This window comes from Vibrio sp. AK197 (assembly GCF_053903115.1).
Genome location: NZ_CP096430.1, coordinates 258,199 through 280,452, shown reverse-complemented (window position 1 = coordinate 280,452; position 22,254 = coordinate 258,199). Strand labels below are relative to the sequence as shown.

Below are 22,254 nucleotides of genomic sequence, written 5' to 3'. Positions count from 1 at the left end.
TTTATATCGAGAACAGAACTAGTTCATATTGGGCCCTAACCACTTTTCGGTTTCAAGGGCATCCCAGCCTTTACGTTGAGCATAACTCTCTGCTTGGTCTTGCTGAATTTGCGCAATAGCAAAGTAGCGGGAATCAGGATGTGAAAAATACCAACCCGAGACCGCCGCGCCCGGCCACATCGCATAGCTTGTGGTCAGTGACATACCAATCGTCTCTTCAACGTTAAGCAGTGCCCATAATGCGCCTTTCTCGGTGTGTTCAGGACAAGCCGGGTACCCCGGTGCCGGACGAATACCTTGGTACTTCTCACGAATCAAATCCTCGTTAGTGAGGTCCTCATCGACTGCGTAACCCCAAATTTCTTTACGAACACGCTCATGTAGGTATTCGGCAAACGCTTCTGCCAACCGGTCTGCGACGGCTTGAATCATAATCGCATTGTAATCATCACCTTGCGCTTTAAACTCATCAGCTAGTTCACGCTCACCAAATCCCCCACTAACGGCAAACGCACCAATCCAATCTTTTTTACCGCTCTCTTTCGGAGCGATGTAATCGGACAAACAGTAGTTATAGCCTTTGGGCTTTTCGGTTTGTTGACGCAAGTTATGCAGCACTTGCGCGACCTGAGTACGCGATTCATCAGTGTAGACTTCAATATCGTCTCCAACGCTCGCAGCTGGGAACAGGGCACACATCCCTTTGGCCGAAATCATGCCCTCTTTCTCGATACGATCGAGCCATTCGTTCGCGTCCCTGAATAGGTTCTGAGCTTCTTCACCAACTTCTTCATGTTGCAAAATGGCCGGGTATTTACCAACCAGCGACCAAGTCATAAAAAATGGTGTCCAATCAATATATTGACGTAGGGTTGCGATATCAAAATCTTCAAACACATGTACGCCCGATTGTTTGGGTTGAGGTGGCGTGTAGTCACTCCAATCAATAGCAACTTTATTCGCGCGAGCCTGTTCTAATGTCACTGGTTTGGTTCTTGGCTTTTTACGATTATGTTGATCGCGTACACGCTCATAATCAGCATCCAGCTTTTCAACAAAGGCAGGGCGTAATTCGTCGGAAAGCAATGAACTGCATACCCCAACCGCACGGGAAGCATTGTTCACATAAACCACGGGATGACGGTAGTTCTGCTCAATCTTCACAGCGGTATGCGCTTTGGACGTGGTCGCGCCACCAATCAACAGAGGCAACTCAAAACCTTGGCGCTCCATTTCTTTAGCAACATGAACCATTTCATCGAGAGAAGGCGTAATCAACCCAGAGAGACCAATAATGTCGACGTTTTCTTCTTTCGCTACTTTGAGAATTTGCTCGCACGGTACCATCACGCCAAGATCGATGATCTCGTAGTTATTGCATTGCAACACCACACCAACGATGTTTTTACCGATATCGTGAACATCGCCTTTCACCGTGGCTAGAAGAATTTTTCCGTTAGTGGAACCAGCTTGCTTGAGTGCATTAATAAACGGCTCAAGGTGCGCTACGGCTTGCTTCATTACACGGGCTGACTTCACCACCTGTGGTAAGAACATCTTGCCTTCACCAAACAGATCACCAACCACGTTCATGCCATCCATCAGCGGGCCTTCAATTACTTCGAGCGGTTTTGTGGCCGCCAAGCGTGCTTCTTCCGTATCCTCAACGATGAATTCAGTTATACCTTTAACTAAGGCATGCTCTAACCGCTTTTCAACTGGCCATGTCCGCCATTCAAGCGCACTGGCATCGTCTTGTTTCCCGACCGCATTCTCGCGGTACTCTTCAGCGATATCCAATAAACGTTCAGTCCCGTCATCACGACGGTTTAAGACTACATCTTCCACCGCCTCACGCAGCTTTTCAGGTACGTTATCGTAGATCTCAAGCTGACCCGCATTAACGATCCCCATATCCATACCATTTTTAAAACAGTTATAGAGGAATACCGCATGAATCGCTTCACGCACGTAATTATTACCACGGAAAGAGAATGAGACGTTTGAAACCCCTCCAGAAATCATCGCGTAAGGCAGAGTGCGCTTGATATCAGCAACCGCCTCAATGAAATCAACAGCATAGTTATTATGCTCATCGATACCGGTCGCGACGGCAAAAATATTGGGATCAAAAATAATGTCTTCTGGCGGAAAGCCCACTTCATCGACCAAAATACGATACGCATTAGTACAAATTTCCACTTTGCGCTCACGAGTGTCAGCCTGTCCAACTTCATCAAACGCCATCACGATAACCGCTGCGCCATAGCGGCGGATCAATTTGGCTTGCTGGATGAATTTGTCTTTCCCTTCTTTAAGCGAGATAGAGTTAACAATGCCTTTGCCTTGAATGCATTTTAACCCTGCTTCAATAACATCCCACTTGGAAGAATCGACCATGATGGGCACTTTAGAAATTTCAGGCTCTGATGCACAAAGATTAAGAAAGCGCACCATACTCGCATGCGCATCAAGCATGCCCTCATCCATATTGATATCGATGATTTGCGCGCCATTCTCCACTTGCTGGCGAGCAACGTCTAAGGCTTCATCGTACAGTTCTTCTTTGATTAAACGCTTAAAACGTGCAGAACCGGTAACGTTCGTGCGCTCACCGACGTTGATAAACAGGGTATCCTTTTCTATCGTCAGAGGTTCGAGGCCAGACAATCGACAAGCAACGGGTAATTCCGGTAATGGGCGCGGCTGCACAGAGTCAACTGCAAGCGCCATTTGGCGAATATGTTCAGGAGTTGTCCCACAACAGCCACCCACTAAATTTAAAAAGCCGGACTCCGCCCACTCTTTTATGTGCTCTGCCATATCTTCGGGCGATAAATCATATTCGCCAAAGGCGTTCGGCAAACCGGCATTAGGGTGCGCCGAGACATGGCATTCAGAGATGCGTGATAACTCCGCAACATACTGACGCAATTCATCAGGCCCCAAAGCACAGTTAAGTCCAAAGGAAATAGGGCGAACATGGCGTAGTGCGTTATAAAACGCTTCGGTTGTTTGCCCCGAGAGGGTACGGCCGGAAGCATCTGTGATGGTGCCTGAGATCATCACTGGTAGTTGAACGCCCACTTCCTCAAACACACTTTCGACAGCAAAAGCACACGCTTTCGCGTTAAGCGTGTCAAAAATGGTTTCAATCAAAATCAGATCACTACCGCCACGAATTAAAGCTCGAACCGATTCAGAATACGCCTTTACCAACTCATCAAACGAGACATTTCGGTAGCCAGGGTCATTCACATCTGGAGAGATAGAACAGGTACGGTTAGTTGGCCCCAACACCCCCGCAACAAAACGAGGCTTATCGGGGGTTTTTGCTGTCCATTCATCAGCGACTTCACGCGCAAGACGCGCCGCTTCATAGTTTATCTCCTCGCTGATACTTTCCATTTCGTAATCAGCCATTGCGATGGTGGTCGCGTTGAAGGTGTTGGTTTCAAGAATGTCCGCACCCGCTTCAAGATATTCACTATGAATGCCTTTGATCAACTCAGGTTGAGTTAAGACAAGCAGGTCATTGTTGCCTTTAAGGTCACACCCCCAATCAGCAAATCGCTCGCCACGATAATCCTGCTCTTCCAGCTTGTGCCCTTGAATCATGGTGCCCATGCCACCATCAATCAACAGGATGCGTTGTGCCAATAGCGACTCTATCTGTTGTCTTACCTTACTTCCCACGTTCTCAGCCTCGTTCCTTTTATTATTGCCCAATCCTACCACACCCTCTTCAGGAGTCTAGACGTCTAAATAGACTTTATTGCACAATTTTTGTCCCTTATTGATATAAGAATTAATCAAAAAAATGTTTGCCATTTAAACAAGTAGCGAAGACAATCGTTGTTTATATTTTGTTACAGTTAGTGAGTTATATGTCAGTCTATTACACACTCTGTTTTTTATCTGCAGCAGCAATGCTAATTGCCTTTGTAAACAGCAAGATAGGCAAGATGCAAACCACCATAGCCATCACCGCAGGCTCAATGATGTTATCATTACTGATACTCGTTGCAGGTCAAAACAATTGGTTTCACTTGACCGAGATAGCAACCAGAACGGTTGCTGCAATTAATTTTGAAGACTTCCTACTCAAAGGTATCCTCGGCTTTCTATTGTTTGCGGGTGGGTTAGGCATCAAATTGCCCAACTTGAAAGACCAAAAATGGGAAATCACTTTACTTGCTCTGGGCGCCACACTATTTTCAACCTTCTTTATCGGCTTCGTTCTCTACGGGATTACCCTTCTTCTTCACATTCAATTTGATCTCGTTTACTGCTTACTTTTCGGCGCACTCATTTCTCCTACTGACCCAATAGCCGTTCTCGCTATTGTTAAAAAACTGAATGCGCCACGCCGAATCTCGACTCAAATAGAGGGAGAATCGCTATTCAATGATGGTTTTGGTTTAGTTATTTTCGTCACTCTATTTACCATCGCATTTGGTCACGAAGCTCCGACTATAGGTAGTGTAACCGAACTGTTTGCAAGAGAAGCACTTGGCGGAATTGCCTATGGGTTTGTTCTTGGCTTGATCTTCCACTATTTGATTAGCGCCACCAACGACCACTCAATGGAATTACTACTCACTATCGGCGTACCCACAGCAGGTTATGCATTTGCTGAAGTTCTGCATGTCTCTGGCCCGTTAGCCATGGTGGTATCTGGCATCATGATTGGTAACTGGACTCGATTTATTGGCTTCTCTAAAGAAAGTGAAGATCACTTAGATCACTTCTGGGAATTGGTTGATGAGTTCCTTAACGGTGTCTTGTTTCTACTTATCGGTATGTCGATGCTACTGTTTGAATTCCATAAAGAAGACTGGATTATGATGGCCATAGCGATTCCTCTCGTTCTCGCTGCTCGTTATATGAGTGTTCTCTTGGCCTACCTAGGATTCAAACGCTATCGTAAATACAATCCTTGGTCAGTGCGTATTCTTACTTGGGGGGGATTACGTGGAGGCCTAGCGCTGGCGATGGCGCTATCTATTCCATCAGGAATTTGGGTCGTACCTGACAAGTTAATTGATGTGAAAGAAATCATTCTGGTTATGACTTATGCGGTCGTTGTATTCTCTATCCTAATTCAAGGCTCAACCATCACTCCGATGATAGAAAAAGCAAAAAAAGCCGAGCGTGACATGGAATTAAGCGCAGAACCCAAATCAGAATCGAGTGAGTCAAATACCCAAAAAATAGAAAGTTGATGTGACTCATTAACCTTTAAAGCCGGCAAGATAGCCGGCTTTTTTATCGCCAGTATTTAGATGAACGAAACCCTGAACAAGCGAGAAAACAAAACTAACTATCAGTAGAATCAAAACATAAGTGATTAAATCGCTTAATCGCTACTGATGCCTATTTCATTTCACGCCAACAGCCAACTACTGATATCCTGCAAATACGCCGCGGTGTAACGCCAAACCAAACACAACATTGATACGTACAGATAATAAAAACTACGGTGCAAACACGCTGACGGTCCCGTTAGTTTCAAGGCTCATGCCTATTTGTTGCAAGATCAACGAGTCTGTACTGCCTTCTATTCTTTCAGTGACTTTTCACCAAGCGCAAAGGGGGATAGCCTTTTGATAGGGAAAGTATAACCAAGGAAGTTAGGATGTATAGAAGGGTTGGATGCCGTATAAGCAGCAATAAAAAGGTGAGTGTCAGCTAACAGGCCGCCTTTCTCTCAAGGCAAGTCAAAGAACCTAGTCAACAACCGCTCAGCACTGTTCCCTTTTCTTTAGACGTAAAAAAGCCCCGTCATTTCTGACGAGGCTTAATATAAGTGGCGGAGCGGTTGGACTGGCACTCCAGCGGGACTCGAACCCATAAATACCTTAGGCAGTGTGACAGGCCGCTTTTCTTTCAAGGTCAATAAGCGAACCCACGGAAAGACCGCTTCTGCATTACTCACCTTTCTCCAGACGTAAAAAAGCCCCGTCATTTCTGACGAGGCTCAGTATAAGTGGCGGAGTGGACGGGACTCGAACCCGCGACCCCCGGCGTGACAGGCCGGTATTCTAACCAACTGAACTACCACTCCGCAGTGGTATACCTGCTTAATAAAGCAAGTTCACTAAATTTAAAGCCTGGCGATGTCCTACTCTCACATGGGGAAACCCCACACTACCATCGGCGCTAATTCGTTTCACTTCTGAGTTCGGCATGGAATCAGGTGGGTCCAAATCGCTATGGTCGCCAAGCAAAATTTTGTCTGGAACAAAATTTAACGCACTTTAGTGCGGCCCGAAGGGTTAACTACATGGATGTAGTTAATAAATTCAATTCCTAAATCTGGAAAGCTGTTTTTCGTTCTGTTTCTTACACATTCAATTCTGTTCTTGCTTTGAGCCCACAAAACCCCTTGGGTGTTGTATGGTTAAGCCTCACGGGCAATTAGTACAGGTTAGCTCAACGCCTCACAACGCTTACACACCCTGCCTATCAACGTCGTAGTCTACGACAACCCTTTAGGACGCTTAAAGCGCCAGGGAGAACTCATCTCAAGGCTTGCTTCCCGCTTAGATGCTTTCAGCGGTTATCAATTCCGAACTTAGCTACCGGGCAATGCGTCTGGCGACACAACCCGAACACCAGAGGTTCGTCCACTCCGGTCCTCTCGTACTAGGAGCAGCCCCTTTCAATTCTCCAACGCCCACGGCAGATAGGGACCGAACTGTCTCACGACGTTCTAAACCCAGCTCGCGTACCACTTTAAATGGCGAACAGCCATACCCTTGGGACCGACTTCAGCCCCAGGATGTGATGAGCCGACATCGAGGTGCCAAACACCGCCGTCGATATGAACTCTTGGGCGGTATCAGCCTGTTATCCCCGGAGTACCTTTTATCCGTTGAGCGATGGCCCTTCCATTCAGAACCACCGGATCACTATGACCTGCTTTCGCACCTGCTCGAATTGTCATTCTCGCAGTCAAGCGGGCTTATGCCATTGCACTAACCTCACGATGTCCAACCGTGATTAGCCCACCTTCGTGCTCCTCCGTTACTCTTTGGGAGGAGACCGCCCCAGTCAAACTACCCACCAGGCACTGTCCTCATCCCCGATTAGGGGACCAAGTTAGAACATCAAACATACAAGGGTGGTATTTCAAGGATGGCTCCATAACCACTGGCGTGATTACTTCAAAGCCTCCCACCTATCCTACACATGTAGGCTCAATGTTCAGTGCCAAGCTGTAGTAAAGGTTCACGGGGTCTTTCCGTCTAGCCGCGGGTACACTGCATCTTCACAGCGATTTCAATTTCACTGAGTCTCGGGTGGAGACAGCGTGGCCATCATTACGCCATTCGTGCAGGTCGGAACTTACCCGACAAGGAATTTCGCTACCTTAGGACCGTTATAGTTACGGCCGCCGTTTACCGGGGCTTCGATCAAGAGCGTCGACCGAAGTCTAACCCCATCAATTAACCTTCCGGCACCGGGCAGGCGTCACACCGTATACGTCATCTTACGATTTTGCACAGTGCTGTGTTTTTAATAAACAGTTGCAGCCACCTGGTATCTGCGACTTCCGATAGCTCCATCCGCAAGAGACTTCACCGTCAGAAGCGTACCTTCTCCCGAAGTTACGGTACCATTTTGCCTAGTTCCTTCACCCGAGTTCTCTCAAGCGCCTTGGTATTCTCTACCCGACCACCTGTGTCGGTTTGGGGTACGATTCCTTACAATCTGAAGCTTAGAGGCTTTTCCTGGAAGCATGGCATCAATGACTTCACCACCGTAGTGGCTCGACGTCGTGTCTCGACCTTAAAAAGAGCCGGATTTACCTAACTCTTAAGCCTACGCACTTGAACCTGGACAACCGTCGCCAGGCCCACCTAGCCTTCTCCGTCCCCCCATCGCAATTGTAAGAAGTACGGGAATATTAACCCGTTTCCCATCGACTACGCCTTTCGGCCTCGCCTTAGGGGTCGACTTACCCTGCCCCGATTAACGTTGGACAGGAACCCTTGGTCTTCCGGCGAGGAGGTTTTTCACCCCCTTTATCGTTACTCATGTCAGCATTCGCACTTCTGATACGTCCAGCATGCGTTACCACACACCTTCAACCGCTTACAGAACGCTCCCCTACCCAATACGATAAATCGCATTGCCGCAGCTTCGGTTTATTGCTTAGCCCCGTTACATCTTCCGCGCAGGCCGACTCGACTAGTGAGCTATTACGCTTTCTTTAAATGATGGCTGCTTCTAAGCCAACATCCTAGCTGTCTAAGCCTTCCCACATCGTTTCCCACTTAGCAATAATTTGGGACCTTAGCTGGCGGTCTGGGTTGTTTCCCTCTCCACGACGGACGTTAGCACCCGCCGTGTGTCTCCCGGATAGTACTTACTGGTATTCGGAGTTTGCAAAGGGTTGGTAAGTCGGGATGACCCCCTAGCCTTAACAGTGCTCTACCCCCAGTAGTATTCGTCCGAGGCGCTACCTAAATAGCTTTCGGGGAGAACCAGCTATCTCCGAGTTTGATTGGCCTTTCACCCCTAGCCACAAGTCATCCGCTAATTTTTCAACATTAGTCGGTTCGGTCCTCCAATTGATGTTACTCAATCTTCAACCTGCCCATGGCTAGATCACTCGGTTTCGGGTCTATATCCAGAGACTAAATCGCCCAGTTAAGACTCGGTTTCCCTACGGCTCCCCTATACGGTTAACCTTGCCACTGAATATAAGTCGCTGACCCATTATACAAAAGGTACGCAGTCACACCACGAAGGTGCTCCTACTGCTTGTACGTACACGGTTTCAGGTTCTATTTCACTCCCCTCACAGGGGTTCTTTTCGCCTTTCCCTCACGGTACTGGTTCACTATCGGTCAGTCAGGAGTATTTAGCCTTGGAGGATGGTCCCCCCATCTTCAAACAGGATATCACGTGTCCCGCCTTACTCGTTTTCACTTAAAATGATGGAGCGGCTACGGGGCTATCACCCTTTATTGCCAAGCTTTCCAGCTTGTTCACCTGCATCATTAAAAGCTTAAGGGCTAATCCGATTTCGCTCGCCGCTACTGTCGGAATCTCGGTTGATTTCTTTTCCTTCGGGTACTTAGATGTTTCAGTTCCCCGAGTTCGCCTCTTACAGCTATGTATTCACTGCAAGATAAGTGCTTATGCACTTGGGTTTCCCCATTCGGAAATCGTAGACTCAAGTGGCTCTTACTGCCTCATCTACGCTTATCGCAAGTTAGTACGTCCTTCATCGCCTCTGACTGCCAAGGCATCCACCGTGTACGCTTAGTCACTTAACCATACAACCCCAAAGGGTCTTGCGTATGGCCCATTTGATTTCACTTTTTAAAGTGAAGACAAATAAGCAACCAAGGTTTGTGTCTCTCATTATTTGAATGAGCGAGAGACATTCGATTTTGCCGGACTCAAATATGAACAACATAAATGTTGTTCCCAAGAACACTTGAATGTGTATTTTGGTACCTACTCTCATAGAGAATAGGATTTGAGAACTTTTATTTGAATAACAACGCTTATCAAAAGATAAGGGGATTGTTGTTATTCGTCAGCTTTCCAAATTGTTAAAGAGCAGATGTTAAAAAACATCATTCAAATATTCCAACAACGAACATTTTGATGATGCTTTTCTCGTTAAGAGAATGGTGGAGCTATGCGGGATCGAACCGCAGACCTCCTGCGTGCAAGGCAGGCGCTCTCCCAGCTGAGCTATAGCCCCAAAACTTAATGTTGAAGCCAACCCTTATCGGCAAAGAATTGGTGGGTCTGAGTGGACTTGAACCACCGACCTCCCGCTTATCAGGCGAGCGCTCTAACCAGCTGAGCTACAGACCCAACATTAAACTCTTAACGTTTAAACCGTATCAATCTGTGTGAACACTCATCGCAATAATCTTCGTATTAAGGAGGTGATCCAGCGCCAGGTTCCCCTAGCGCTACCTTGTTACGACTTCACCCCAGTCATGAACCACAAAGTGGTAAGCGTTCCCCCGAAGGTTAAACTACCTACTTCTTTTGCAGCCCACTCCCATGGTGTGACGGGCGGTGTGTACAAGGCCCGGGAACGTATTCACCGTGGCATTCTGATCCACGATTACTAGCGATTCCGACTTCATGGAGTCGAGTTGCAGACTCCAATCCGGACTACGACGCACTTTTTGGGATTCGCTCACTCTCGCAAGTTGGCCGCCCTCTGTATGCGCCATTGTAGCACGTGTGTAGCCCTACTCGTAAGGGCCATGATGACTTGACGTCGTCCCCACCTTCCTCCGGTTTATCACCGGCAGTCTCCCTGGAGTTCCCGACATGACTCGCTGGCAAACAAGGATAAGGGTTGCGCTCGTTGCGGGACTTAACCCAACATTTCACAACACGAGCTGACGACAGCCATGCAGCACCTGTCTCAGAGCTCCCGAAGGCACCAAGGCATCTCTGCCAAGTTCTCTGGATGTCAAGAGTAGGTAAGGTTCTTCGCGTTGCATCGAATTAAACCACATGCTCCACCGCTTGTGCGGGCCCCCGTCAATTCATTTGAGTTTTAATCTTGCGACCGTACTCCCCAGGCGGTCTACTTAACGCGTTAGCTCCGAAAGCCACTCCTCAAGGGAACAACCTCCAAGTAGACATCGTTTACGGCGTGGACTACCAGGGTATCTAATCCTGTTTGCTCCCCACGCTTTCGCATCTGAGTGTCAGTATCTGTCCAGGGGGCCGCCTTCGCCACCGGTATTCCTTCAGATCTCTACGCATTTCACCGCTACACCTGAAATTCTACCCCCCTCTACAGTACTCTAGCCTGCCAGTTTCAAATGCTATTCCGAGGTTGAGCCCCGGGCTTTCACATCTGACTTAACAAACCACCTGCATGCGCTTTACGCCCAGTAATTCCGATTAACGCTCGCACCCTCCGTATTACCGCGGCTGCTGGCACGGAGTTAGCCGGTGCTTCTTCTGCAGCTAACGTCAAGCAATGCATCTATTAAATACATTGCCTTCCTCACTGCTGAAAGTGCTTTACAACCCGAAGGCCTTCTTCACACACGCGGCATGGCTGCATCAGGCTTGCGCCCATTGTGCAATATTCCCCACTGCTGCCTCCCGTAGGAGTCTGGGCCGTGTCTCAGTCCCAGTGTGGCTGATCATCCTCTCAGACCAGCTAGGGATCGTTGCCTTGGTGAGCCCTTACCTCACCAACTAGCTAATCCCACCTGGGCATATCCTGACGCGAGGGGCCCGAAGGTCCCCCTCTTTGAGCCGAAGCTATCATGCGGTATTAGCCATCGTTTCCAATGGTTATCCCCCACATCAGGGCAATTTCCCAGGCATTACTCACCCGTCCGCCGCTCGCCGCCCACAAACGCCCCCGAAGGTTTGTTTATGTCGCTGCCGCTCGACTTGCATGTGTTAGGCCTGCCGCCAGCGTTCAATCTGAGCCATGATCAAACTCTTCAATTTAAAGTTTTTGTGGCTCAATGAATACTGATTACATTACATAGTAATGTTGAATTGACTGTGCCAAGACCGAAGTCTTGATTGGTCACTCAGTTCATTGAAACCTCAGTTGATTCTTTAGAATCATCTTTGATTATCATCAACGAGTGCCCACACAGATTGATAGGTTTATATTGTTAAAGAGCTTTGCTTTCAGTGCCTTAGCACTTAGGCAGGACGCGTATAATACGCGACTGACTTTCTAAGTCAACATAAAACTCTACGCTTTCGAAAGTTTTATGGTGACTTGCCTAACAAGTAGACAAAGTCGAACCTTTTGTCTTCACTTTTTTAAAAAAGTGAAAATAAATAGGAGCCTGGCGATGTCCTACTCTCACATGGGGAAGCCCCACACTACCATCGGCGCTAATTCGTTTCACTTCTGAGTTCGGCATGGAAATCAGGTGGGTCCAAATCGCTATGGTCGCCAAGCAAATTCTTTTTAAACCCGCTCATTCAAGCAAGTTTATCTGTTTTACTTTCACTTTTTCTAAAAAGTGAAAACAAAAAGTTTGGAAAGCTGGTTTCGTTCTGTTTCTTACACATTCAATTCTGTTCTTGCTTTGAGCCCACAAAACCCCTTGGGTGTTGTATGGTTAAGCCTCACGGGCAATTAGTACAGGTTAGCTCAACGCCTCACAACGCTTACACACCCTGCCTATCAACGTCGTAGTCTACGACAACCCTTTAGGACGCTTAAAGCGCCAGGGAGAACTCATCTCAAGGCTTGCTTCCCGCTTAGATGCTTTCAGCGGTTATCAATTCCGAACTTAGCTACCGGGCAATGCGTCTGGCGACACAACCCGAACACCAGAGGTTCGTCCACTCCGGTCCTCTCGTACTAGGAGCAGCCCCTTTCAATTCTCCAACGCCCACGGCAGATAGGGACCGAACTGTCTCACGACGTTCTAAACCCAGCTCGCGTACCACTTTAAATGGCGAACAGCCATACCCTTGGGACCGACTTCAGCCCCAGGATGTGATGAGCCGACATCGAGGTGCCAAACACCGCCGTCGATATGAACTCTTGGGCGGTATCAGCCTGTTATCCCCGGAGTACCTTTTATCCGTTGAGCGATGGCCCTTCCATTCAGAACCACCGGATCACTATGACCTGCTTTCGCACCTGCTCGAATTGTCATTCTCGCAGTCAAGCGGGCTTATGCCATTGCACTAACCTCACGATGTCCAACCGTGATTAGCCCACCTTCGTGCTCCTCCGTTACTCTTTGGGAGGAGACCGCCCCAGTCAAACTACCCACCAGGCACTGTCCTCATCCCCGATTAGGGGACCAAGTTAGAACATCAAACATACAAGGGTGGTATTTCAAGGATGGCTCCATAACCACTGGCGTGATTACTTCAAAGCCTCCCACCTATCCTACACATGTAGGCTCAATGTTCAGTGCCAAGCTGTAGTAAAGGTTCACGGGGTCTTTCCGTCTAGCCGCGGGTACACTGCATCTTCACAGCGATTTCAATTTCACTGAGTCTCGGGTGGAGACAGCGTGGCCATCATTACGCCATTCGTGCAGGTCGGAACTTACCCGACAAGGAATTTCGCTACCTTAGGACCGTTATAGTTACGGCCGCCGTTTACCGGGGCTTCGATCAAGAGCGTCGACCGAAGTCTAACCCCATCAATTAACCTTCCGGCACCGGGCAGGCGTCACACCGTATACGTCATCTTACGATTTTGCACAGTGCTGTGTTTTTAATAAACAGTTGCAGCCACCTGGTATCTGCGACTTCCGATAGCTCCATCCGCAAGAGACTTCACCGTCAGAAGCGTACCTTCTCCCGAAGTTACGGTACCATTTTGCCTAGTTCCTTCACCCGAGTTCTCTCAAGCGCCTTGGTATTCTCTACCCGACCACCTGTGTCGGTTTGGGGTACGATTCCTTACAATCTGAAGCTTAGAGGCTTTTCCTGGAAGCATGGCATCAATGACTTCACCACCGTAGTGGCTCGACATCGTGTCTCGACCTTAGAAAGAGCCGGATTTACCTAACTCTTAAGCCTACGCACTTGAACCTGGACAACCGTCGCCAGGCCCACCTAGCCTTCTCCGTCCCCCCATCGCAATTGTAAGAAGTACGGGAATATTAACCCGTTTCCCATCGACTACGCCTTTCGGCCTCGCCTTAGGGGTCGACTTACCCTGCCCCGATTAACGTTGGACAGGAACCCTTGGTCTTCCGGCGAGGAGGTTTTTCACCCCCTTTATCGTTACTCATGTCAGCATTCGCACTTCTGATACGTCCAGCATGCGTTACCACACACCTTCAACCGCTTACAGAACGCTCCCCTACCCAATACGATAAATCGCATTGCCGCAGCTTCGGTTTATTGCTTAGCCCCGTTACATCTTCCGCGCAGGCCGACTCGACTAGTGAGCTATTACGCTTTCTTTAAATGATGGCTGCTTCTAAGCCAACATCCTAGCTGTCTAAGCCTTCCCACATCGTTTCCCACTTAGCAATAATTTGGGACCTTAGCTGGCGGTCTGGGTTGTTTCCCTCTCCACGACGGACGTTAGCACCCGCCGTGTGTCTCCCGGATAGTACTTACTGGTATTCGGAGTTTGCAAAGGGTTGGTAAGTCGGGATGACCCCCTAGCCTTAACAGTGCTCTACCCCCAGTAGTATTCGTCCGAGGCGCTACCTAAATAGCTTTCGGGGAGAACCAGCTATCTCCGAGTTTGATTGGCCTTTCACCCCTAGCCACAAGTCATCCGCTAATTTTTCAACATTAGTCGGTTCGGTCCTCCAATTGATGTTACTCAATCTTCAACCTGCCCATGGCTAGATCACTCGGTTTCGGGTCTATATCCAGAGACTAAATCGCCCAGTTAAGACTCGGTTTCCCTACGGCTCCCCTATACGGTTAACCTTGCCACTGAATATAAGTCGCTGACCCATTATACAAAAGGTACGCAGTCACACCACGAAGGTGCTCCTACTGCTTGTACGTACACGGTTTCAGGTTCTATTTCACTCCCCTCACAGGGGTTCTTTTCGCCTTTCCCTCACGGTACTGGTTCACTATCGGTCAGTCAGGAGTATTTAGCCTTGGAGGATGGTCCCCCCATCTTCAAACAGGATATCACGTGTCCCGCCTTACTCGTTTTCACTTAAAATGATGGAGCGGCTACGGGGCTATCACCCTTTATTGCCAAGCTTTCCAGCTTGTTCACCTGCATCATTAAAAGCTTAAGGGCTAATCCGATTTCGCTCGCCGCTACTGTCGGAATCTCGGTTGATTTCTTTTCCTTCGGGTACTTAGATGTTTCAGTTCCCCGAGTTCGCCTCTTACAGCTATGTATTCACTGCAAGATAAGTGCTTATGCACTTGGGTTTCCCCATTCGGAAATCGTAGACTCAAGTGGCTCTTACTGCCTCATCTACGCTTATCGCAAGTTAGTACGTCCTTCATCGCCTCTGACTGCCAAGGCATCCACCGTGTACGCTTAGTCACTTAACCATACAACCCCAAAGGGTCTTGCGTATGGCCCATTTGATTTCACTTTTTAAAGTGAAGACAAATAAGCAACCAAGGTTTGTGTCTCTCATTATTTGAATGAGCGAGAGACATTCGATTTTGCCGGACTCAAATATGAACAACATAAATGTTGTTCCCAAGAACACTTGAATGTGTATTTTGGTACCTACTCTCATAGAGAATAGGATTTGAGAACTTTTATTTGAATAACAACGCTTATCAAAAGATAAGGGGATTGTTGTTATTCGTCAGCTTTCCAAATTGTTAAAGAGCAATCATAGCTCGAAGCGTATGCTTCAAAACCATCAATCTGTGTGAACACTCATCGCAATAATCTTCGTATTAAGGAGGTGATCCAGCGCCAGGTTCCCCTAGCGCTACCTTGTTACGACTTCACCCCAGTCATGAACCACAAAGTGGTAAGCGTTCCCCCGAAGGTTAAACTACCTACTTCTTTTGCAGCCCACTCCCATGGTGTGACGGGCGGTGTGTACAAGGCCCGGGAACGTATTCACCGTGGCATTCTGATCCACGATTACTAGCGATTCCGACTTCATGGAGTCGAGTTGCAGACTCCAATCCGGACTACGACGCACTTTTTGGGATTCGCTCACTCTCGCAAGTTGGCCGCCCTCTGTATGCGCCATTGTAGCACGTGTGTAGCCCTACTCGTAAGGGCCATGATGACTTGACGTCGTCCCCACCTTCCTCCGGTTTATCACCGGCAGTCTCCCTGGAGTTCCCGACATGACTCGCTGGCAAACAAGGATAAGGGTTGCGCTCGTTGCGGGACTTAACCCAACATTTCACAACACGAGCTGACGACAGCCATGCAGCACCTGTCTCAGAGCTCCCGAAGGCACCAAGGCATCTCTGCCAAGTTCTCTGGATGTCAAGAGTAGGTAAGGTTCTTCGCGTTGCATCGAATTAAACCACATGCTCCACCGCTTGTGCGGGCCCCCGTCAATTCATTTGAGTTTTAATCTTGCGACCGTACTCCCCAGGCGGTCTACTTAACGCGTTAGCTCCGAAAGCCACTCCTCAAGGGAACAACCTCCAAGTAGACATCGTTTACGGCGTGGACTACCAGGGTATCTAATCCTGTTTGCTCCCCACGCTTTCGCATCTGAGTGTCAGTATCTGTCCAGGGGGCCGCCTTCGCCACCGGTATTCCTTCAGATCTCTACGCATTTCACCGCTACACCTGAAATTCTACCCCCCTCTACAGTACTCTAGCCTGCCAGTTTCAAATGCTATTCCGAGGTTGAGCCCCGGGCTTTCACATCTGACTTAACAAACCACCTGCATGCGCTTTACGCCCAGTAATTCCGATTAACGCTCGCACCCTCCGTATTACCGCGGCTGCTGGCACGGAGTTAGCCGGTGCTTCTTCTGCAGCTAACGTCAAGCAATGCATCTATTAAATACATTGCCTTCCTCACTGCTGAAAGTGCTTTACAACCCGAAGGCCTTCTTCACACACGCGGCATGGCTGCATCAGGCTTGCGCCCATTGTGCAATATTCCCCACTGCTGCCTCCCGTAGGAGTCTGGGCCGTGTCTCAGTCCCAGTGTGGCTGATCATCCTCTCAGACCAGCTAGGGATCGTTGCCTTGGTGAGCCCTTACCTCACCAACTAGCTAATCCCACCTGGGCATATCCTGACGCGAGGGGCCCGAAGGTCCCCCTCTTTGAGCCGAAGCTATCATGCGGTATTAGCCATCGTTTCCAATGGTTATCCCCCACATCAGGGCAATTTCCCAGGCATTACTCACCCGTCCGCCGCTCGCCGCCCACAAACGCCCCCGAAGGTTTGTTTATGTCGCTGCCGCTCGACTTGCATGTGTTAGGCCTGCCGCCAGCGTTCAATCTGAGCCATGATCAAACTCTTCAATTTAAAGTTTTTTGGCTCAATGAATACTGATTACATTACATAGTAATGTTGAATTGACTGTGCCAAGACCGAAGTCTTGATTGGTCACTCAGTTCATTGAAACCTCAGTTGATTCTTTAGAATCATCTTTGATTATCATCAACGAGTGCCCACACAGATTGATAGGTTTATATTGTTAAAGAGCTTCTCTTCTTTTGTGACCGAAGTCACTTTGGAAGAGGCGGCTATTCTAGCGAGTTAATCCGTGGTGTCAAACACTTTTTGCTTTTATTTTTCATTTTTCAAAAGAAAAGCAATTGGATTATTTTATTTCTCTTTAGCCTGTCTAACTGGCTTTGAACTCTTGTGAGCCCTTGCCCTGTCGACGAGGAGGCATTATAGAGATCGGCTTCACATTAGCAAGTGTTATTTTAGAAAAATTGCAAAAATAGAGGTTAAGTGAACAATAAGCGCACAAAGCCTTATTTATCCAACTTTACCCAAAACTTCACAACAAGATATACACAGACTTACCCACAGAAAGGCATAAAAATAGAAAAGGTCGCATAAATTCGCGACCTTTTGTCTTAAATAGAGAGGATCCAAATTGAATTAGATTCCAGATCCATCCTGTTCTCCATCATCTTCATGAAGACCACATTCCCGTTTTAATCCAAAGAAGCGTGTTTCTTCTTCTGACATACCCGGTTCCCACTTCTTCGTTGTGTGGGTATCACCAACAGATAGGTAACCTTGATCCCAGAGTGGATGATAAGACAACCCGTACTCTTCTAAATAGTAGTGCACATCTTTATTGGTCCAATCGATCACTGGCAAAAACTTAAACACGCCATTTTGAATCGAGAGTACAGGTAGGTTTTGACGCGACTTCGACTGCTCGCGGCGTAATCCGGAGAACCACGTATGCACATCTAACTCTTTCAATGCACGACGCATTGGTTCAACTTTATTAAGTTTGTTGTACTTCTCGATACCTTCTATACCTTGCTCCCATAATTTACCGTAACGAGCTTCTTGCCAGTTAGCGCTCTGCTCAGCACGATAAATTTTAAGATTCAGGTTGAGTTTTTCAGTCAACTCATCAATGAAGCGATAGGTTTCAGGAAACAGATATCCAGTATCTGTCAAAATCACTGGCGTGTCAGGTTTCACTTGCGTGACCAAATGAAGCATAACAGCGGCTTGAATTCCAAAACTACTTGAAACCGCATGTTCGCCTTGCAAGTTTTCTACAGCCCATTCGACACGCTCATGGGCTGTCATCTTCTCAAGCTCAGAGTTTATTTCCGCAAGACGGAGGATTTGCTCCGTCTTGGTCATTGAAAGCAACTCTTGAAGCTGAGGTTTTACAGCTACAGAATTATGCATGGAAATCCCTTCTAGAGATCACGACTTCTTCAATGATCCCTGTTCTGATAGTGAAATCACCAAACGCTTCGCCTGGTTGACGTTCTGTCGCCCAGCGTCCAACCAATTGATCGATCTCTTCTAAGATCTGAGCATCAGTGATGTTCTCTTTGTACATTTTTGGCACGCGCGTTCCAGCTCGGTTACCTCCTAGATGAAGGTTGTAACGCCCTGGCGCTTTACCCACGAGACCAATTTCGGCCAACATGGCACGGCCACACCCGTTAGGACACCCTGTGACACGAAGAATAATGTTCTCTTCTTTTGGCAGGTCATGTTTCTCTAAGATTTGTTCTACATCAGTAACAAATTGCGGCAGAAAACGTTCAGCTTCCGCCATGGCAAGAGGACACGTTGGGAACGCCACACACGCCATTGAGTTTTTACGCTGCTCGCTCACACCATCGTCCATCAGACCATGGTCACGTGCGATTTTTTCAATCGCTTGTTTTTGCTCAGCAGGCACACCCGCCACAATTAAGTTCTGGTTTGCCGTCATGCGAAAATCCCCTTGGTGAATTTTCGCTATTTCCGCAACACCTGTTTTTAGGGGTTTACCTGGATAATCGAGTAGGCGTCCATTTTCGATGAATAAAGCCAGATGATGCTTACCATCAATACCTTCTACCCAACCGATACGGTCACCACGGCTAGTGAACTCATAAGGGCGAGAGGCTTCAAACGCAATGCCCGCACGCTTTTCGACTTCAGCTTTAAAGACATCAATACCGACACGGTCAAGCGTATACTTGGTTTTGGCATTTTTACGGTTTGAACGGTTACCCCAATCACGTTGAGTTGTAACGACCGCCGCTGCGATATCCAGTGTTTTATCCAATGGAATAAAACCAAAATCATCAGCGCGACGTGGGTAAGTCGAAGTGTCACCGTGTGTCATTGCAAGACCACCACCGACTAACACGTTAAAGCCCACCAGCTTACCGTTATCTGCAATCGCGACGAAGTTGAGATCGTTCGCATGCACATCAATATCATTGTGCGGCGGAATCACAACTGTGGTTTTAAACTTACGAGGTAGATACGTACTACCTAGAATCGGTTCTTCGTCTGTGGTTTCGACTTTTTCGCCATCAAGCCAAATTTCGGCATAAGCTCGAGTTTTAGGGAGCAAGTGCTCACTGATTTTAGTCGCCCACTCGTAAGCCTCTTGGTGCAATTCAGACTCAACAGGATTTGAAGTACATAAAACATTACGGTTAACGTCACCAGCTGTCGCGATAGAATCAATCCCAATGCTGTTTAGCGTTTGGTGCATCAACTTCACATCCGGCTTTAACACACCGTGAAACTGGAAAGTTTGACGTGTGGTCAGGCGAATACTGCCATATAGAGAATGTTCGGTTGCAAACTTATCAATCGCTAACCATTGTTCTGGATTAATGATTCCGCCTGGCATACGTGCACGTAACATCACGTTATGCAGCGGTTCCAGTTTCTGTTTTGTACGCTCGGCTCGAATATCACGGTCATCTTGTTGATACATACCGTGGAAACGGATCAACTGGAAGTTATCTGCTGTAAAGCCGCCAGTAATGCGATCTTGCAGATCTTGCTCGATCGTACCACGCAAAAAATTGCTTTCTTTCTTTAGGCGTTCGTTATCCGAAAGTGGACCGAGCTCTTGACCTAATACTTCTTGCTGTTCACTCATTAGTACACATCCCTTTGATAACGTTTTTCTTTACGTAGGTTGTTAATAAATTCTTCTGCGTCTTCACGAGCGAGATTGCCATGGTTTACTGCCACTTCAATCAATGCTTCATGTACGTCTTTTGCCATATGAGTCGCATCACCACATACGTAGATATATGCCCCATCTTGTATCCACTGCCAAACTTGTTCTGCGTTTTCTAGGATACGGTGTTGTACATACACTTTTTCTTTTTGATCGCGGCTGAAGGCCACGTCCAGTTGACTCAAAATGCCTGACTTAAGGTATTTTTGCCATTCAACTTGGTATAAGAAATCTTGTGTAAAGGTACGATCACCAAAGAACAACCAGTTTTTACCTTCGGCATCGCGGTTTTCGCGCTCTTGGATAAAGCTGCGGAATGGCGCAATCCCTGTACCTGGGCCAATCATGATCACTGGCGTATTGTCATCTGCTGGCAATTTGAAGTTATTGTTGTGCTCGATGAACACTTTGACTTCATCACCTTCTTCTACACGATGTGAAAGATAGCTAGAAGCGCCGCCATAACGTGATTCTTCTCCTTGCTGGTATTCCACCAAAGCAAGAGTTAAGTGCACTTCGTCCTCAACTTCAGCTTGTGAAGAAGCAATTGAGTATAAACGCGGCGTCAAACGACGAAGTAAACCAACCAGTTGCTCAGCGGTAAGCTGTGTTTTCTTCTCGCTTAGTACATCAACAACTTGCGTCTTAGCGGCATACTCACGGAGCGCGTCTTTATCTTCCACTAGCTTCTGTAGTTTCTTACTACCAGATAGCTCTGCAAATTTAGTCACCAGTTGTGGGTTTGCGGCAGTGATTTCATACTTGCTCACTAATGCGCTATGAATCGAGATGCTCTCACCATCAACCTCAAGGCTTTCCACTCCCGACAAACCAACACGGTTTAGAATTTGATTGGCAAGTTCTGAACTGTTTTCATACCAGACTCCTAGCGCGTCGCCTGGTTGATAAGAAATACCAGAGCCATCAAGGTCAATTTCGATATGGCGTACATCTTTACCTGAATCGCGACCAGTAATCTTCTGATTGGTTAGTAGTGTAGCGGTATATGGATTCTGCTTAGTATATTGCTCACCTTGAGCATTAGGGACTTGGCCAACAGGCAGCTGTACCACCTCTGCGTTGTTTGCAGAAAGCGCATCTTTAACTTTTTCTAACGCAGCTTTAGACCACTGCTCAACATCCGCTTCGTAATCAACATCGCAATCAACACGATCGATGAATGGCGTCGCACCTTGTTTCGCCAAGAATGCATCAAAGTCTTTACCGGTTTGGCAGAAAAATTCATAACTAGAATCACCAAGGCCAATAACACCATATTGCAATTCAGGCAGCTTTGGCGCCTTCTTTGATTGAAGAAACTCATGAAGTTCCAACGCGTTGTCAGGGGCTTCCCCTTCACCATTGGTTGATGCAACGATGATCACGTGTGTTTCTTTCGCTAAGTTCTTACCTTTGTAATCACTGGCATCAAACAACTGCGCGTCAATACCTGACGATTTAGCTTGTTGCTCTAACGCTTCCGCAACACCTTTTGCATTACCGGTTTGAGAAGCATAAATAATGGTGAGCTTACCTGCTGGCTGCGCGGCTGCAGCGGGAACGGCTTGCGCACCAGCCACTGCACTACCCGCAGGTTGAGCTTGACTAATCCCCCAAAAATAGCCGCTTACCCATGCAAGCTGCTGTGGCGATAATTGAGAAACCGTTTGTTGCAGCTGATTAAGCTGCTGGTCATTAAGCGGGCTAGCTAGCACCGGCATTTCTTGTAATTTCGTGTTTCCGTTGGAAGACATGGTCACGACATCCCTCTTCATTGCGTGACGATAGATTAACCACTTCAACTAATAACAAGAAAGAATAGAAGAGAATGTTTTATAACAATTCGAATTAAAAAGCGGGGTAAGAGTGAACAGCAACTACTTGCTTTCCACTCTTACTTGTTTGAAACCGACCGCCATCGCTGATCTTGAGGCAAGATCTAGGTCGATATACTGACACTCTTCTCCCTGCGAATCTGTGAGTAAAACAAAGCCCCCTTTAGAGTGTCGAAATTCAACAATCCAACTCCCTTCGAGAGCAGAGGGTTCGATTATCGCTTCCACCAGCTGGTTTTCACGATATAAATTTCTCAATTCGTTGATCGTCATAGAGTCCAGTCCTGTTTCGATCTCTGCTTATTAAGCATGGTCAATCTACGCCGACTTGCTGTTAAATTTGCTTCTATATAAGCAATATGT

6 protein-coding genes, 3 tRNA genes and 6 rRNA genes are annotated in these 22,254 nt (G+C 47.6%); 1 reads left to right on the top strand and 14 read right to left on the bottom strand.

Annotated elements, in window-relative coordinates; genetic code table 11:
* Positions 1-18: 18 nt before the first annotated feature.
* Positions 19-3,696 (bottom strand): methionine synthase, encoded by a 3,678-nt coding sequence (gene metH / locus M1D72_RS08490; protein WP_456296598.1) that lies wholly within the window; start codon positions 3,694-3,696, stop codon positions 19-21.
* A gap of 191 nt (positions 3,697-3,887) precedes the next feature.
* Between metH and M1D72_RS08485 the strand changes: the two genes are divergently transcribed.
* The gene (locus tag M1D72_RS08485; RefSeq protein WP_456296597.1) at positions 3,888-5,225 is read left to right on the top strand and encodes a cation:proton antiporter; all 1,338 of its coding nucleotides are present in this window, start codon (positions 3,888-3,890) and stop codon (positions 5,223-5,225) included.
* Between the two features lie 765 nt (positions 5,226-5,990).
* Here the strand turns inward: M1D72_RS08485 and M1D72_RS08480 are convergent.
* From M1D72_RS08480 to M1D72_RS08420, 13 genes are all read right to left on the bottom strand, one after another.
* A tRNA-Asp gene (locus M1D72_RS08480) sits at positions 5,991-6,067 on the bottom strand.
* A gap of 44 nt (positions 6,068-6,111) precedes the next feature.
* A 5S ribosomal RNA gene (gene rrf / locus M1D72_RS08475) occupies positions 6,112-6,227 on the bottom strand.
* Between the two features lie 172 nt (positions 6,228-6,399).
* A 23S ribosomal RNA gene (locus tag M1D72_RS08470) occupies positions 6,400-9,290 on the bottom strand.
* Between the two features lie 361 nt (positions 9,291-9,651).
* Positions 9,652-9,727: transfer RNA gene (locus M1D72_RS08465), tRNA-Ala, on the bottom strand.
* 39 nt (positions 9,728-9,766) lie between these two features.
* Positions 9,767-9,843 (bottom strand) — tRNA-Ile (locus tag M1D72_RS08460).
* Between the two features lie 67 nt (positions 9,844-9,910).
* A 16S ribosomal RNA gene (locus M1D72_RS08455) occupies positions 9,911-11,463 on the bottom strand.
* 351 nt (positions 11,464-11,814) lie between these two features.
* Positions 11,815-11,931 (bottom strand): 5S ribosomal RNA (gene rrf, locus M1D72_RS08450).
* Between the two features lie 160 nt (positions 11,932-12,091).
* Positions 12,092-14,982: ribosomal RNA gene (locus M1D72_RS08445) — 23S ribosomal RNA — on the bottom strand.
* A 361-nt stretch (positions 14,983-15,343) separates the two neighbouring features.
* A 16S ribosomal RNA gene (locus M1D72_RS08440) occupies positions 15,344-16,896 on the bottom strand.
* The 16S, 23S and 5S rRNA genes sit together here with 3 tRNA genes alongside, the layout of an rRNA operon.
* Positions 16,897-17,484: 588 nt before the next feature.
* Positions 17,485-18,261 (bottom strand): phosphoadenylyl-sulfate reductase, encoded by a 777-nt coding sequence (locus M1D72_RS08435; protein ID WP_456296596.1) that lies wholly within the window; start codon positions 18,259-18,261, stop codon positions 17,485-17,487.
* On the bottom strand, positions 18,254-19,972 hold the full coding sequence (gene cysI, locus M1D72_RS08430; RefSeq protein ID WP_456296595.1) for an assimilatory sulfite reductase (NADPH) hemoprotein subunit: 1,719 nt from the start codon (positions 19,970-19,972) through the stop codon (positions 18,254-18,256). Before cysI ends, M1D72_RS08435 begins: the two co-directional genes overlap by 8 nt.
* Positions 19,972-21,810, bottom strand: a complete 1,839-nt coding sequence (locus M1D72_RS08425; RefSeq protein WP_456296594.1) for an assimilatory sulfite reductase (NADPH) flavoprotein subunit — start codon at positions 21,808-21,810, stop codon at positions 19,972-19,974. Before M1D72_RS08425 ends, cysI begins: the two co-directional genes overlap by 1 nt.
* 123 nt (positions 21,811-21,933) lie before the next feature.
* A complete protein-coding gene (locus M1D72_RS08420) occupies positions 21,934-22,164 on the bottom strand; it encodes a hypothetical protein (RefSeq protein ID WP_390196617.1) in 231 nt (76 codons plus the stop codon).
* Between the last annotated feature and the right edge of the window lie 90 nt (positions 22,165-22,254).

Excerpts from the sequence above, each read along its gene's own strand:
- M1D72_RS08485 (WP_456296597.1), top strand. The coding sequence starts at position 3,888 with ATGTCAGTCTATTACACACTCTGTTTTTTATCTGCAGCAGCAATGCTA.
- M1D72_RS08435 (WP_456296596.1), bottom strand. The coding sequence starts at position 18,261 with ATGCATAATTCTGTAGCTGTAAAACCTCAGCTTCAAGAGTTGCTTTCA.
- cysI (WP_456296595.1), bottom strand. The coding sequence starts at position 19,972 with ATGAGTGAACAGCAAGAAGTATTAGGTCAAGAGCTCGGTCCACTTTCG.
- M1D72_RS08425 (WP_456296594.1), bottom strand. The coding sequence starts at position 21,810 with ATGTCTTCCAACGGAAACACGAAATTACAAGAAATGCCGGTGCTAGCT.
- M1D72_RS08420 (WP_390196617.1), bottom strand. The coding sequence starts at position 22,164 with ATGACGATCAACGAATTGAGAAATTTATATCGTGAAAACCAGCTGGTG.